This window comes from Sphingomonas sp. AC522, from assembly GCF_979258125.1.
The window spans coordinates 2,011,576-2,024,303 of sequence record NZ_OZ409836.1 but is presented as its reverse complement, the minus strand read 5'-3'; the positions used below and the strand labels follow the sequence as shown (position 1 = coordinate 2,024,303).

Below are 12,728 nucleotides of genomic sequence, written 5' to 3'. Positions count from 1 at the left end.
ATTGGAGATAGGCACGAAGGACGCGTTTGCCAGCGGTTTCACCCGCTGGCACGCGTCAGCTCAAGAGAATCACCGCAAACGCTATGATCACCAGCACCAGGCCGAAGCCCAGCACATAGCGAGTCATATGTGGCGTCGCGCCGGCACGGGCGCGGTCGGTGGTGACGTGAATCGGTTCTTCGTTCTCAGCCATGAGCGCTAAACCCCCCACAAACGTTTTGGCTCCGTATCATATGGAACCGCGGCGAATTTTTTCAGACGGGCACCGTCGCCTGATCGAAGAACAGCGCCTGGCTGATCGTCGTCTTCACGGTTTCGCGCTGGAAAGGCTTGGTGATCAGGAAGGTCGGCTCAGGGCGTTCGCCAGTGAGCAGCCGCTCGGGGAACGCGGTGATGAAGATCACCGGCACCGCGAATTCGGCGAGGATGTCCTTCACGGCATCGATGCCCGACGAATCATCGGCGAGCTGGATGTCCGCCAGGACGAGGCCCGGACGGTCTTCCATCGCCAGCGCCACGGCTTCGTCGCGAGTGACGGCGACGCCGGTGACGTCATGGCCGAGATCGCGGACGATCTGCTCGAGATCCATTGCAATCAGCGGCTCGTCTTCGATGATCATCACGCGAGTGCGCGTCTGGCGCTCGATTTCGGAGACTGCCTCGGCAACAAGCTTCGACACCTCCTCGGGCGTCTCTTCGATAAGATAGCCTGCATCCTCGATGCTGAAGCCCTCAACCGTGGTCAGCAGCAGCGCCTGGCGCGACAGCGGCGTGAGTTGGGCGAGGCGCTTGCGCGCGATCGCCTCATTTTCATTCGTCGTATCTTCGAGCAGATCTTCCTCCTCAAGATGCGTCGACTGCCAGATCGCCTGGAAGGTGCGATAGAGGCCGAGGCGCGGATCGACCTCGCGTGGAAACTGATCGGGGGCGGCGACGATCGCCTCAAGCGCGGCGCGCACATAACGGTCGCCATCGGTCTGGCTGCCGGTCAGGGCACGGGCATAGCGCCGAAGAAGCGGAAGGTGCGGCGCGAGTTGCTGTCCAAGCGACATAATCGGGTAATTCTCCAATTCGGGTGCGGGCGCTTGTTTCGCGCCCGTTACAGCCCATTGCAAATGTTTATGCACCCGAAGGAAGCCCCTCCCCGGATATTGCATCGCATGTGGAACAAACGATGCGCTGTTTGGTTTCATGCGCCTGACCTGCTTGATGCAGGTAAGTGTCGTCTTGCGCTTGCGCTCGGCGGCTTCGGTTTATATCGGACCCGGAACGTCCCGAGGTCCTCGAGGGGGAATTGGTGGTTTCCGCTAAGAAAGAGATGACGAAGCCTTCCCGCGCGAAGGGCGGCGACGAGGGCGGAAAGCCGAGCCGCAACGTGGGTGACGCGTTGCGTCAGGCGTATGATGAAGCCGTGGGGGAAGCCGTTCCCGACGATCTTCTCGCGCTTCTGAAAAAGCTCGACTAACCAGCAGGAAATGGAAGATCGGGATCTTCAGAAGCGCAGCAGGGCTCCTGTCGCGGCGCTGGCCCGCATGCAGACCGGCGCGAAGCTATTCCTGATCCTGGGAGGAGCGCTGCTCCCCCTTGCGCTGATCGCGCTGTTCATCACCATCCAGACTACGCGTAACGCCAGCAGCGAACGCCGCGAGCGGCTGAGCGCGATGACCGAGGAAAGCTCGAGCACGCTCGCTACGGTTCTCGGCAATCACGTCACCCAGCTTACCCAGGCGCTCAACACAATCGAGGCCAACCCGCAGGACACGCCGGCCTGCACCCGGCTTGCGGGAACGTTCGGATCGCTGGCCTCGGTGCGCTTCGCAATCATCAACGGCGCGGGCAAGATCCTGTGCGGGCAGCGCTTTACGGTCGGCGGGGCGGCGGTGTTAAACCCCGGGCAGATCAGGGCCAAGATCGTCGACAACGGCCTGTCGCTGCGCATCGGCGGCGATGAAGGCGCCAGCGCAGTCGCTTTCTATCCGGGCGATGTGCTCAACATGATTGCGCGGCCCAACGGCTTCGTTCCCGAATATGGGCTTGTCCTGCTTGCCGGCGAGGAAAGCCTGCAGTTACGCACGCTCGCCGGCACCGGCCCGCTCGACCGCCGCGAAACCGTGCGCGCCGATCTAGGCGTGGATAGCCTTGCGATCCAGATGTCGGTGCCCGGCACGCCGATCACATCGCCGATCATCATCAGCACCGTATTGCTGTTGGTGATGTGGATCGCTGCGGCGGCGATCGGCTGGTTCGTCGTCGATGCTCTACTGATTCGTCCATTGCGTCGGCTTCGCACCAGCGTGGGCACTTACAAACCCGGCGAAGTGATCGATTTCGAGCGGATGGGCGAAATGCCAGCGCAGGAGATTCGCGAACTCGGCGAAACCTTCCGCGAGATCAGCCGCACCGTGCAGGAGCATGAGTCCGACCTTGCCGAAGGCCTGGTCCGCCAGACCAAGCTGACGCGCGAAGTGCATCACCGGGTGAAGAACAACCTGCAGGTGATCGCCAGCCTGATCAATTTCCACGCGCGCGGCGCGAAGAGCGCCGAGGCGGCCGAGGCCTATGCCTCGATCCAGCGCCGCGTCGATGCCCTCGCCGTGGTCCATCGCAACCATTATGCCGAAATGGAAGAAAATCGCGGGCTCGAGCTGCGCTCGGTGATCGGCGAACTGGCCGCCAATATCCGCGCGACTGCCCCCGAGCACGCCGCTGGCCTGGGCATCACGCTCGAAACCGAGCCGGTGCTGGTCAATCAGGACGTGGCGACGGCAATCGCGTTCCTGCTTACCGAGATCGTCGAGCTGGCGATGAGCTGCATGGCCGGGGCGCAGGTACGCATCTCGGTCAAGGCGGGGCCGGAAGAGGATCGCGCGACGTTGCGGGTGGTTTCGCCCGCGTTGGTCGAGAGTCCAATGCTCGAGGAGTTGCTCGAGAATCGCTATGGCCGGGTGCTTGGCGGCCTTGCCCGCCAGCTGCGCACCAAGCTCCATCACGACCCGCTGACGGGAGCTTACGAAGCCTCGATCGCGATCACCGGACGCCCCGGAATCTACGCCTGAAAAAAAGATTCAAAAAATTTCGATTCTCGCGGAACCCCTGACCGCGTTGCTAGTTTTATACTTCGGATAGTGACCTTTTGCCCCCCCGCTCTCGCTATCCAAGACATGGGCCCGGAAGCATCAACCCTCCCCCCCCCGGTGATGCTTCCGGGCCTAACACTTCCCAGAGACTAAGAATTCCGCCGGGTCCCATTGGGGCCCTTTTTCATATGCGGAACGATTGAGCGCGCCCGCGCATTCCTCTTCCGCCCTCTCAGGCAGATGGAGTGTTTCAATGCGTAAGATCCTGACCTGTGCCGCGCTTGCCGGCGCCATTTTGATTTCGGCCTGCAATACGGTCGAAGGCGTAGGCCGCGACGTGGCTTCGGCGGGCGACACCGTCGCCAATGCCGCCGACGACAACAAGTAACCTGAACCTGGGCCTCTCCCAGCCGGGAGAGGCCGTCAGGCGGTTTCCGCTTCGGACTCCGCCTCGCGCCGCTTCCGCGTGATCTTGATGCCGATCAGCGCGATGAAATAGAGCGCGATCAGCGGCACCGCGAGCAGGAACTGGGAAACCACATCGGGCGGGGTCAGCACCGCCGAGATCGCGAACGCGGCAACCACCGCATAGCGCCAAGCGCCCTTCAACTGCTCGTAAGTGACGATCCCTGCGCGTTCGAGCAGCATCAGCAATACCGGCAGCAAGAAGGTGATCCCGAACGCGAACAGGAATTGCATGATGAAATCGAGATATTTGCCGATCGCGGGCAGCGCCTCCTGCTGCACGCCCCCGCCCACTTCGCCCTGATAGCTAAGCAGGAAATGCAGCGCGGTGGGGATCGCGATCGTGTAAGCCAGTGTGGCACCCGCAATGAACAGCGCTGGCGTTGCCAGCAGGAAGGGCAGCAGCGCCTTCTTTTCCTTGCGGTAGAGCCCGGGCGCGACGAACTGCCACAGCTGGTTCGCGACCACCGGGAACGACACCATCAGCGCAGTGAAGAACGCGACCTTCACCTGAACGAAGAAGGCCTCGAAGATCTCGGTGTAGATGACCTTGGTCTGCCCCGCCGCCGCCAGCGGGCGGACGAGGAACGAGAAGATCGGCTGGGCGAAGTAGAAGCCGATGGCAAAGGTCACCACCAGGGCTGCGACGCAATAAAGCAGGCGGCGGCGCAGCTCGATCAGATGATCGAGCAGGGGCGCCTGGGTATCGTCGATATCGTTCATTCGGCCGCCTCTTCGGCAGGCTTTGGCTTGGGCTTGCGGACACGCTTGGGCTTGGGGGCCAGCTCTGCCGCCACCGGCTCGGCCTCGACGAACAGCTCGGGCTGCTCGACCGTCACCAGCGGACCGTCTTCGCTGACGAAATGTTCGGGCTGGGGCGCCGGCAGCGAGGCGACCGGATGCTCGCGCATGATCCGCTCATTCTCGGCAGCCCATTGCTTCTCCATCTCGGCCAGCTCGGATTCGCGGACCATCGCATCGAAGCCCGAGCGGAACTGGCGCGCGACTCCGCGGGCCTTGCCGACCCATTTGCCGAGAAAGCGCATCGCCTTGGGCAGATCCTTGGGACCGATCACCAGCAAGGCGACGATCGCGACGACCAGGAATTCGGGCGCGTTGAAATCAAGCATCGGTCATTTGCCGATAAGGCCTTGTTGGTTCTGCCACTTCATTCCCCTCCCTCGCAGGGAGGGTTTGGGGTGGGGTGGCGTCTGGGCAATACGGAAATTCAAGGCGGTCAGTCTGCCGTACCGCGAGCAAAGACCCACCCCGGCCCCCCCTTGCAGGGAGGGGAGCGATCAATCAACGCTCCTCGCGGGTGCGTTCGGCTTCGACGTCATAAGCGGGATCCGCCGCCTTCTTGGTTTCGATCCGGCTCGCTTCGGGCTTGTCGTCGTCCTCGGCCATACCCTTCTTGAACTGCTTGATGCCTTTGGCGACGTCGCCCATCATGTTCGAGAAACGACCGCCGCCGAGCAGCAGGATCGCCACCACGCCGAGCACGATCCAGTGCACCAGGCTAAAACCACCCATCGAAACTCTCCTTGATTCAGGTGGTATCTAGTCTTCTTGCGCTTCGGTTTCCACCTCTTCGTCAGGACCCAGCCCCTCGAAGGCCAGATCGACCGGATCAAGCAGCCCAGCTGCCTTGAGGTCGTCCATTCCGGGAAGGTCGCGGCGCGTGGCGAGACCGAAATGCGTGAGGAAGCCAGGCGTGGTGGCATAGGTCAGGGGACGGCCGGGAACTTCGCGCCGCCCGGCCGGGCGCACCCAGCCCGCCTCCATCAACACGTCGATCGTGCCCCTGCTGATCTGCACCCCGCGGATCGCCTCGATCTCGGCGCGGGTGACCGGCTCGTGATAGGCGATGATCGCCAGCGTCTCGATGCCGGCGCGGCTGAGCTTGCGACTCTCCTCGCGATCGCGGCGGAGCAAATGCGCGAGATCGGCCGCGGTCTGAAAGTGCCAGCGGTCGCCGCGGCGCACCAGATCGATTCCGCGTCCGGCATAGATGCGCTCCAGTTCGGCCAGCGCGCCGCGGACATCGGCATCTGCCCCGACATGCGCCTTGATCTCATCCACCGACAAGGGATGCTCTGAGGCGAACAGGATCGCTTCGACGGCGCGCGACAGATCGTCCTCGCGGATCATGCGCCGGCGGCCTTCAGATAGAGCGGCGCGAAGGCCGATTTCTGCTGGAGCTCCACCCTGCCCTGCCGCGCCAGTTCGAGGGCCGCGACGAAGGACGAGGCCAGCGCCGACTTGCGATAGCTGCCGCTCGCGCCTTCGGGTAAAAACGTCTCAATCGTCGACCACTCGATCCGCGCGCCGATCAGGCTCGATACGCGCTCGATTGCCTCCTCCAGCGTCATCACATCGCGCACCGCGACGACGTGCATCACCGGCCGGGTGCGCGCGCTGATCCGGCCATAGGCCGAGATCAGATCGAAAATTTCGGCTTCCCACTTGGCCTTGCGCAGCACGCGCAGGCCTTCGGGCGCGCCGCGGCGGAAGATGTCGCGCCCCAGCCGATCGCGCGCGACCAGCCGCGCCCCGGCTTCGCGCATCGCATTGAGCCGCTCGAGCCGCAGCTGCAGGCGGAGCGCCAGCTCCTCGGGGCTCGGGCTCTCTTCGGGATTGCGCGGCAGCAGCAGCGCCGATTTGAGATAGGCCAGCCACGCCGCCATCACCAGATAATCGGCCGCGAGCTCCAGCCGCAGCTCGCGCGCCTGGTTCACGAAGGCGATATATTGATCGACCAGTTCGAGAATCGAAATCGCGCGCAGATCGACCTTCTGGTTGCGCGCGAGCGTCAGCAACAGATCGAGCGGCCCTTCCCACCCGTCCACGTCGATCGTCAGGATTTCGGCGGTGTCTTCGCTCATCGGGGGCGAGTTAAGCAGAGGCCTCAGGCGAGCGCCAGCAGTTCGTCCCGGATCGCCATTAGCTCGATCATGTCGGCGGGCAGCGGCCCGCCCGCGACGGTGGCCATTGCGCGATCCAGCCGTGCCACGCATTCGGGCGTCGCATCGCCGAGCAGGCCGGCGATCTCGACCATCTCGTCCATCCGCGCCCAGCAATCGAGCACCACGTCGCATCCCGCCGCCAGCGCCAGCGTTGCCTTCTCGCCGGCGGTGCCCGACAGCGCCTTCATGTCAATATCGTCGGTCATCAACAGACCTTCGAATCCGATGGTCTCACGGATGATTTCCTGGATCACGGTTGGGGAAAGCGTTGCCGGTCGCTCGGCGTCCCAAGCTTCGAAGACGACGTGACAGGTCATCGCCATCGGCGCGTCGTTATTGCTTCGGAACGGCTCGATATCGGTCATGAGCGCTGCAGCGTCGACGTTAACTCGGGGCAGTTCGAGATGGCTATCGACCACCGCCCGGCCATGCCCAGGCATATGCTTGACCACGCCGACCACACCACCGCGCCGCAGCCCCTCGACTGCCGCGCGGCCTAATGCCGCGACCTGCATCGGGTCGCTGCCGAACGCGCGGTCGCCGATCGCCTGCGTTACCTGCGGCGTCACGACATCGAGCAAGGGCGCGCAATCGACGTTCACGCCGACTTCGTGGAGCATGAGCGCCAGCGCGTGATAATTGTGCCGCGCCGCCTCGATCGCCGAGATCGGCGCCTTTTCATACAGCGCATTGAACGAAGCGCCCGCGGGGAATTCGGGCCAGACCGGCGCGCGCATCCGCGCAACGCGGCCGCCTTCCTGATCGATCAGGATCGGCACGTCATCGCGCCCGGTCAACTCGCGGATACTGTCGGTGAGCGCACGCATCTGCGCCCGATCGCCGCAATTGCGCGCGAACAATATGTAGCCGAGCGGGTCCGCCTCCTTGAAAAAGGCGCGTTCGTCGGGGGTGAGCGTGTGTCCGGAGACGCCGAAGATTACGGGCTTCATCCGCCCCCCATACCGTCATGCTGAACTTGTTTCAGCATCCATTTTTCCACAAGCGCTGTCGCCTGAGGAGGGTTGGACCCTGAAACAAGTTCAGGGCGAAGGCCTCGCCGTCAATTCGCCACGTAGCAATTCTCGCCGGCGATCTTGAGCTTGCCGCAGATCTCCTTGGCCTGCCCGTTCGAGCCGGTGTTGACGCGCAGTCGGAACACCGGCTTGCCGTCCTTCTCCCCGCGCTCGACCGATTTGCCGAGCGGCGCCAGATACGCGAACCGCTTCGACAGCCGGTCCCATGCGGCATTTGCGCCGCCCTCGTCCGGGAAGGCGCCGAGCTGGATCAGCGAGCCCGAGCCGCTGTTGGCGGCCGGAGCCGCAGGCGCGGGCCGTGCTGCCGGCTGGCTGCCCGCGGCCGGCACCGGCATCTTGGCGGTCTTGCTGCCCTGATCAGTACCGCTGCCCTGCGCGGCCTTGCTGCCATCGACCGGCGCTTCGGGCACTGCGCCGGCATTGATGCTGGCATTGCTGGCATTGCCCTGGCTGGTCGAGAAGATGGTGTCGCCCTCGCCTTCGACGACCTGACCGCCGGGCTCGTCGGGCTTGACCTTGTAATCGCCTTCCTGGGCATTGATCAGCTGGCCGTTGCCGGTCAGGCCCTGCTGCTTCTGATACCAGTAATAGCCGCCCACAGCCGCGCCGATGACGAGCAGAAGCAGGATAATGAGCAGCAATATCCGGCCGAACGAAGGACCCTCACGATAATCCTCTTCGACCGTTTCAAGCCACGGCAGGCGATCGTCGTCGCCATAACCGGGTTCCCTACTCATCACTTCATCTCCTGGACGGCCTCGACTCCCATGATCCCGAGCCCGTTACGCACAATTTGCCCGATCCCACGCGCCAGATAAAGCCGCGCGCACGTTAACCCTGTTTGATCGGGAAGCAGGAAGCGGCGCTGGGGATCGTCGTTGCCCTGATTCCACAGTGCATGAAATGCCGCCGCCAAGTCGTAGAGATAGAATGCAATTCGGTGCGGCTCGCGGGCCAGCGCCGCGGCCTCGACGATCCGCGGGAACTGCGCGGCGAGCTTCACGACGCCAAGCTCTTCCGTATCAAGCAGGGACAGTTCCGCATTGGGACAGTCGATGCCGGCCTCCGCGGCCTTACGATGCAGCGATGCGATGCGGGCGTGCGCATAGTTTACATAGAAGACCGGATTGTCCTTCGACGCCTCGACCACCTTGGCGAAGTCGAAATCCATCTGCGCATCGGCCTTGCGCGTCAGCATGGTGAAGCGGACGACGTCCTTGCCGACTTCCTGGACGACATCGGCAAGCGTGACGAAATTGCCCGAGCGCTTGGACATCTTGACCGGCTCGCCCGCGCGCAGCAGCCGCACCATCTGGACGAGCTTGACGTCGAACCGGGTCTTGCCCTCGGTCAGCGCCGCCACCGCCGCGACGATCCGCTTGACCGTACCGGCGTGATCCGCGCCCCAGATGTCGATCAACTGGTCCGCTGATTGCGCCTTCTGGAAATGATAAGCGAGGTCGGCACCGAAATAGGTCCAGCTGCCGTTGGACTTCTTGATCGGGCGATCCTGATCGTCGCCGAATTGGGTCGAGCGAAACAATGGCAGCTCGACCGGCTCCCAATCGTCGGGGGTTTCGCCCTTGGGAGCTTCGAGCACGCCATCATAGACGAGATCGCGCGCGCGCAGCCACGCTTCGGCATCGGCCGGCTTGCCCGCCGCCTGGAGTTCGGCCTCGGACGAGAACAGGTCGTGATGAATGCCGAGCAGCGCCAAGTCCGCCTTGATCATCACCAGCATGTCCGCAACCGCAGTCTTGCGGAACTCGATCAGCCATTCGCTCTCGGGCGCATCGAGGAACTTGGGTCCATGACGATGCGCGAGCGCGTCGCCGACCGGCTTCAGATACTCGCCGGGATAGAGCCCTTCGGGGATATCGCCGATCTCGACGCCCAAGGCCTCCTGGTACCGCAGGTGCGCCGAGCGCGCGAGCGTATCGACCTGGCCGCCGGCATCGTTGACGTAATATTCGCGGACCACCTTGTGCCCGGCATATTCGAGCAGGCTCGCCAGCGCATCGCCGACCACGGCACCGCGGCAATGCCCCATGTGCATGGGCCCCGTAGGGTTGGCGGAGACATATTCGACGTTGACGGTAACGCCCGCGCCCATCGTCGAGCGGCCATAGGCCTCGCCGGCATCGAGGATCGCGGCGAGCTCCTCGCGCCATGTCGCATCGGTCAGCGTCATGTTGATGAAGCCTGGGCCGGCCACGTTGACCGACTGGACCGTACCCAGTTTTTCCAGCTCCGCCGCCAGCTTCTCGGCCAGCGCCCGCGGGTTGGTCCCGGCAGGCTTGGCGAGCACCATTGCGGCATTGGTCGCCAGATCGCCATGCGAGGGATCGCGCGGTGGCTCGACCGTAACCGCGCGTCGCTCCAGCCCCGCCGGAAGATCGCCGGATGCGACAAGGGCATCGAGCGCGGCGTCGAGATGGGTAGCGAAACGGGCGTAGAGGGTCATTGCGGTTCCAGATCAGAGGAAGCGCGCGCTCTAGCTTAATGCCCACCTCTCGTCATCCCCGCGAAAGCGGAGGTGACGGTGATAGTCAGGCCCGCACCAGATCCGCGATCAGCCGCGATGCGCGCATGTCCGGGAACAGCTTCGCCGCCGCCTGCCCCGCCGACAGGCCGAAATGCGAACTTACGGCGCTGTTGATCAGCGTATCCAGCCCCATGGTAGGCTTGAGATCGCGCCCCTCATACAAGGCCGCATCCGACAGACCGGGCCAGTCCGCCATGACGCGCCCACCATTGACTGCGCCGCCCATCAGCATCGCCGCTGAACCCGTGCCGTGATCGGTTCCGCCGGTGCCGTTGACCTTCACCGTTCGCCCGAACTCGGTCGCGACCAGCACCATCGTGTCCGCCCAGAGCGGTCCCAGCCCGGCCTTCAGCGCGCCGATCATCCCGTCGAGCCCGCGCAACTGCGCCGCGAGGCGCCCGCGCTGCCCGGCATGCGTGTCCCAGCCTCCGGTCTCGATCATCGCGATCCGTGCTCCGCCCTCGGCGCTGAGCAGTTTGGCAGCCAGATCGCCGGTGGCGGCGGCGTTGCGGCCATTGTCGGCGGCCATGTCGCTGGTCAGCATCCGCGTCGCCGTCGCCTGCTCCCAGACCGCGTGGAGCTGCGGATCCTGCGCATACATCGCCGAGACGCGGCCGAGCAGATCGTCCGAAGCATCGGGTAGTGCCGAGGGCGCATAGCTTGCGACTTCGACCGATCCGCGCAGCGCCATCGGCACGGTAGCGGCGAGCGCAATCGCGCGATCCTCCTTCGGCAGCAGCGAGAGCAGCCGATTGAGCCAGCCGTCCTTGAGCGCATAGGCAGAGGTGCCGCCGGTCTCGAGCACGTTCTGCCCGTCGAAATGCGAACGATCGCGATAGGGCGAGGCGACGGCGTGGACGAACAAGGCCTGCTTGGCCTGATAGAGCCCACCCACATTGGCCAGCGCCGGATGCAGCGCGAACATGGAATCGAGCTTTGCCGCGGAGGCGAAGTCCTCGGCGAGCGCGCCGCGCTGGCTGACGAACGCGGGATCGCCGACAGGCGCGATAGTCCCGAGCCCGTCCGCCGCACCACGCTGGATGATGAAGACGAAGCGCTTGGTCGTCGCGGCGCTGGCGAACGTCATCCGCGCGCCGAGCGTTGAGGTCAGCAGCGCAGTGGCGCCCAGATTCACGAAATTGCGTCGGTTCAGCATGGCCTATCTCCGCATGAATTCTGGGGCGACGAGCATCAGCGCGACACCCTGGCCGGGGCTTTCGGCGCGCGCGATTGCTTGCGTCGTCATCTCGCTAAGCGCTCCGGGGAAAAGCTGCGTGGCGCGGCTGCGGGCGTCGATCATGTCCCGCGTGCGCTGTGCCATCCGCTCCGCAGCCTCGACGCGGCGCATCACCGCATCTGGGCCCGCCCATGCCGCGGCGACATCGTCCCACCCCGCGGGTGAGCCCGGCCGCCAGACTGGCTGGCCAAGCTGGGTAAGCAGCCCAGTCGCCGCCGCGGGCTGGACCTGTGGTGTCCCGAGCGCACGAAGCGCCGAGATCGACCATTCCCAGGGCGACTTGAACTTGACCGGCTGCGCGGCCCAGCATTCGGGAGAATCGATCAACGTTCTGTAAAGCGTGGGCAAGTCGCCGCCCGATTTGAGGAATGCGCCCTCCAGCCGCGCCACCAGCGCAGGCGGTGGTTCGTCGCCGGCAAAGTGCCGTGCCAGCTTGTTCGCGATATGCTTGGCTGTCGCCGGATGTACTGCGAGCATGTCGAGCACCGCGGCAGCCTGGCCTTCTCCACCCTCGCTCCAGCTCTTGCCGAGGATCGTGCGTGCACCGGGCTCGTGCAGGCGCTCGGCAAAGACGAACTTGCCGGCCTCGCCCTCGGTGCCGGCAAAGCGTGCGCCCCTGCCCCGGCCCAGCCCCGCCACGGTCCAGCCGGTCATCGCGCGGGCGAACTCCGTGACGTCCGCCTGCCCATAGCCGGTGCGGACGCCGAGCGTGTGCAGCTCCAATATTTCGCGCGCCAGATTCTCGTTGAGTCCTGGCGTCTGCGCGGCATTGCGGCGCTGCGCGACCTGTCCGGCCATGCTGTTGGGCCCGATCGACTGCGCCTGATCGAGATAGAGCAGCATCGCCGGATGCCGCTCGACCGCGTGGAGCATATCCCCGAACCTGCCCATCACATGCGGCCGGATCGCGTCGAACTCGAACGCGCCGGCCAGCCCGATGACCTGCAATTTGTCAGCCGAAACCGCGAAATGATTCGACCAGAAATGCACGAGCCGCTCGGCAAAGGGCGTCGGCGAAGCCAGCGCTACGCTGGCGCGCGCACCCACTGCGGCGGCATAATATTCGCGCCCCTGTCGCCGGGCGAACCGGCGGGCTTGCGCCACGGGATCAGCCGGATCCTCCTTCTCCTCGCCCGGTGCAGCTTGCGTATCCGCCATTGCCGGCTGCGCAGGTGCAGGCCGGCGGGGTCCTGCCTCACGCCGCATTTCGCGAACCTGCTGCAGATAATCGGCAAGCTCGCTCGCTATCTGCGCAGTCGGCGGCAACGCCGCGATCGGCTGAGGGCGCGGCTCGTAACGCTGGAGCTGGGCGCCCAGCCATTGCCGCGGATTGGCGCCCGGATTGTCGCCGGGGCGTCCTCCCAGTCCGAAACGGTTCAGCGCGATGCTGGCTTCGCTCATCCC

At 64.7% G+C, this 12,728-nt stretch carries 15 protein-coding genes; 3 read left to right on the top strand and 12 right to left on the bottom strand.

Going from position 1 to position 12,728, the window contains the following annotated elements; genetic code table 11:
• Positions 1–55: 55 nt before the first annotated feature.
• Both ACZZZM_RS10005 and ACZZZM_RS10000 read right to left on the bottom strand, forming a co-directional pair.
• Positions 56–193 carry a hypothetical protein gene (locus tag ACZZZM_RS10005; RefSeq protein ID WP_463594952.1) on the bottom strand — a complete coding sequence of 46 codons (138 nt, stop codon included), beginning with the start codon at positions 191–193 and terminating at the stop codon, positions 56–58.
• A 61-nt stretch (positions 194–254) separates the two neighbouring features.
• On the bottom strand, positions 255–1,052 hold the full coding sequence (locus ACZZZM_RS10000; RefSeq protein WP_463594951.1) for a response regulator: 798 nt from the start codon (positions 1,050–1,052) through the stop codon (positions 255–257).
• Between the two features lie 245 nt (positions 1,053–1,297).
• Between ACZZZM_RS10000 and ACZZZM_RS09995 the strand changes: the two genes are divergently transcribed.
• The 3 genes from ACZZZM_RS09995 to ACZZZM_RS09985 all read left to right on the top strand — a co-directional run bounded on the left by ACZZZM_RS09995 (position 1,298) and on the right by ACZZZM_RS09985 (position 3,465).
• Positions 1,298–1,465 carry a NepR family anti-sigma factor gene (locus tag ACZZZM_RS09995; RefSeq protein ID WP_463594950.1) on the top strand — a complete coding sequence of 56 codons (168 nt, stop codon included), beginning with the start codon at positions 1,298–1,300 and terminating at the stop codon, positions 1,463–1,465.
• A 10-nt stretch (positions 1,466–1,475) separates the two neighbouring features.
• The gene (locus ACZZZM_RS09990) at positions 1,476–3,056 is read left to right on the top strand and encodes a sensor histidine kinase (RefSeq protein WP_463594949.1); all 1,581 of its coding nucleotides are present in this window, start codon (positions 1,476–1,478) and stop codon (positions 3,054–3,056) included.
• Positions 3,057–3,330: 274 nt separating this feature from the next.
• Positions 3,331–3,465 carry an entericidin A/B family lipoprotein gene (locus tag ACZZZM_RS09985; protein ID WP_463594948.1) on the top strand — a complete coding sequence of 45 codons (135 nt, stop codon included), beginning with the start codon at positions 3,331–3,333 and terminating at the stop codon, positions 3,463–3,465.
• Positions 3,466–3,500: 35 nt separating this feature from the next.
• Here ACZZZM_RS09985 and tatC read toward each other — a convergent pair whose 3' ends face one another.
• The 10 genes from tatC to ACZZZM_RS09935 form a co-directional block, all read right to left on the bottom strand.
• On the bottom strand, positions 3,501–4,265 hold the full coding sequence (gene tatC, locus ACZZZM_RS09980; RefSeq protein WP_463594947.1) for a twin-arginine translocase subunit TatC: 765 nt from the start codon (positions 4,263–4,265) through the stop codon (positions 3,501–3,503).
• The gene (gene tatB, locus ACZZZM_RS09975) at positions 4,262–4,672 is read right to left on the bottom strand and encodes a Sec-independent protein translocase protein TatB (RefSeq protein WP_463594946.1); all 411 of its coding nucleotides are present in this window, start codon (positions 4,670–4,672) and stop codon (positions 4,262–4,264) included. Before tatB ends, tatC begins: the two co-directional genes overlap by 4 nt.
• A gap of 172 nt (positions 4,673–4,844) precedes the next feature.
• Positions 4,845–5,075 carry a Sec-independent protein translocase subunit TatA gene (locus tag ACZZZM_RS09970; protein WP_463594944.1) on the bottom strand — a complete coding sequence of 77 codons (231 nt, stop codon included), beginning with the start codon at positions 5,073–5,075 and terminating at the stop codon, positions 4,845–4,847.
• Between the two features lie 27 nt (positions 5,076–5,102).
• A complete protein-coding gene (gene scpB / locus ACZZZM_RS09965) occupies positions 5,103–5,693 on the bottom strand; it encodes an SMC-Scp complex subunit ScpB (protein ID WP_463594943.1) in 591 nt (196 codons plus the stop codon).
• A complete protein-coding gene (locus ACZZZM_RS09960) occupies positions 5,690–6,427 on the bottom strand; it encodes a segregation and condensation protein A (protein ID WP_463594942.1) in 738 nt (245 codons plus the stop codon). Before ACZZZM_RS09960 ends, scpB begins: the two co-directional genes overlap by 4 nt.
• A 23-nt stretch (positions 6,428–6,450) precedes the next feature.
• Positions 6,451–7,458, bottom strand: coding sequence for a beta-N-acetylhexosaminidase (gene nagZ / locus ACZZZM_RS09955; RefSeq protein ID WP_463594941.1), 1,008 nt, complete (start codon positions 7,456–7,458; stop codon positions 6,451–6,453).
• Positions 7,459–7,568: 110 nt separating this feature from the next.
• Positions 7,569–8,279, bottom strand: coding sequence for an SPOR domain-containing protein (locus tag ACZZZM_RS09950; protein ID WP_463594940.1), 711 nt, complete (start codon positions 8,277–8,279; stop codon positions 7,569–7,571).
• Complete coding sequence (gene argS, locus ACZZZM_RS09945) at positions 8,279–10,006, bottom strand: arginine--tRNA ligase (RefSeq protein WP_463594939.1); 1,728 nt, start codon at positions 10,004–10,006, stop codon at positions 8,279–8,281. Before argS ends, ACZZZM_RS09950 begins: the two co-directional genes overlap by 1 nt.
• Positions 10,007–10,091: 85 nt before the next feature.
• Complete coding sequence (locus ACZZZM_RS09940; RefSeq protein ID WP_463594938.1) at positions 10,092–11,243, bottom strand: DUF1501 domain-containing protein; 1,152 nt, start codon at positions 11,241–11,243, stop codon at positions 10,092–10,094.
• A gap of 3 nt (positions 11,244–11,246) precedes the next feature.
• Positions 11,247–12,725 carry a DUF1800 domain-containing protein gene (locus tag ACZZZM_RS09935; protein ID WP_463594936.1) on the bottom strand — a complete coding sequence of 493 codons (1,479 nt, stop codon included), beginning with the start codon at positions 12,723–12,725 and terminating at the stop codon, positions 11,247–11,249.
• Between the last annotated feature and the right edge of the window lie 3 nt (positions 12,726–12,728).

Excerpts from the sequence above, each read along its gene's own strand:
- ACZZZM_RS09940 (WP_463594938.1), bottom strand. The coding sequence starts at position 11,243 with ATGCTGAACCGACGCAATTTCGTGAATCTGGGCGCCACTGCGCTGCTG.
- ACZZZM_RS09970 (WP_463594944.1), bottom strand. The coding sequence starts at position 5,075 with ATGGGTGGTTTTAGCCTGGTGCACTGGATCGTGCTCGGCGTGGTGGCG.
- ACZZZM_RS09950 (WP_463594940.1), bottom strand. The coding sequence starts at position 8,279 with ATGAGTAGGGAACCCGGTTATGGCGACGACGATCGCCTGCCGTGGCTT.
- argS (WP_463594939.1), bottom strand. The coding sequence starts at position 10,006 with ATGACCCTCTACGCCCGTTTCGCTACCCATCTCGACGCCGCGCTCGAT.
- ACZZZM_RS10005 (WP_463594952.1), bottom strand. The coding sequence starts at position 193 with ATGGCTGAGAACGAAGAACCGATTCACGTCACCACCGACCGCGCCCGT.
- ACZZZM_RS09985 (WP_463594948.1), top strand. The coding sequence starts at position 3,331 with ATGCGTAAGATCCTGACCTGTGCCGCGCTTGCCGGCGCCATTTTGATT.
- tatC (WP_463594947.1), bottom strand. The coding sequence starts at position 4,265 with ATGAACGATATCGACGATACCCAGGCGCCCCTGCTCGATCATCTGATC.
- nagZ (WP_463594941.1), bottom strand. The coding sequence starts at position 7,458 with ATGAAGCCCGTAATCTTCGGCGTCTCCGGACACACGCTCACCCCCGAC.
- ACZZZM_RS09960 (WP_463594942.1), bottom strand. The coding sequence starts at position 6,427 with ATGAGCGAAGACACCGCCGAAATCCTGACGATCGACGTGGACGGGTGG.
- scpB (WP_463594943.1), bottom strand. The coding sequence starts at position 5,693 with ATGATCCGCGAGGACGATCTGTCGCGCGCCGTCGAAGCGATCCTGTTC.
- ACZZZM_RS10000 (WP_463594951.1), bottom strand. The coding sequence starts at position 1,052 with ATGTCGCTTGGACAGCAACTCGCGCCGCACCTTCCGCTTCTTCGGCGC.
- tatB (WP_463594946.1), bottom strand. The coding sequence starts at position 4,672 with ATGCTTGATTTCAACGCGCCCGAATTCCTGGTCGTCGCGATCGTCGCC.
- ACZZZM_RS09990 (WP_463594949.1), top strand. The coding sequence starts at position 1,476 with ATGGAAGATCGGGATCTTCAGAAGCGCAGCAGGGCTCCTGTCGCGGCG.
- ACZZZM_RS09935 (WP_463594936.1), bottom strand. The coding sequence starts at position 12,725 with ATGAGCGAAGCCAGCATCGCGCTGAACCGTTTCGGACTGGGAGGACGC.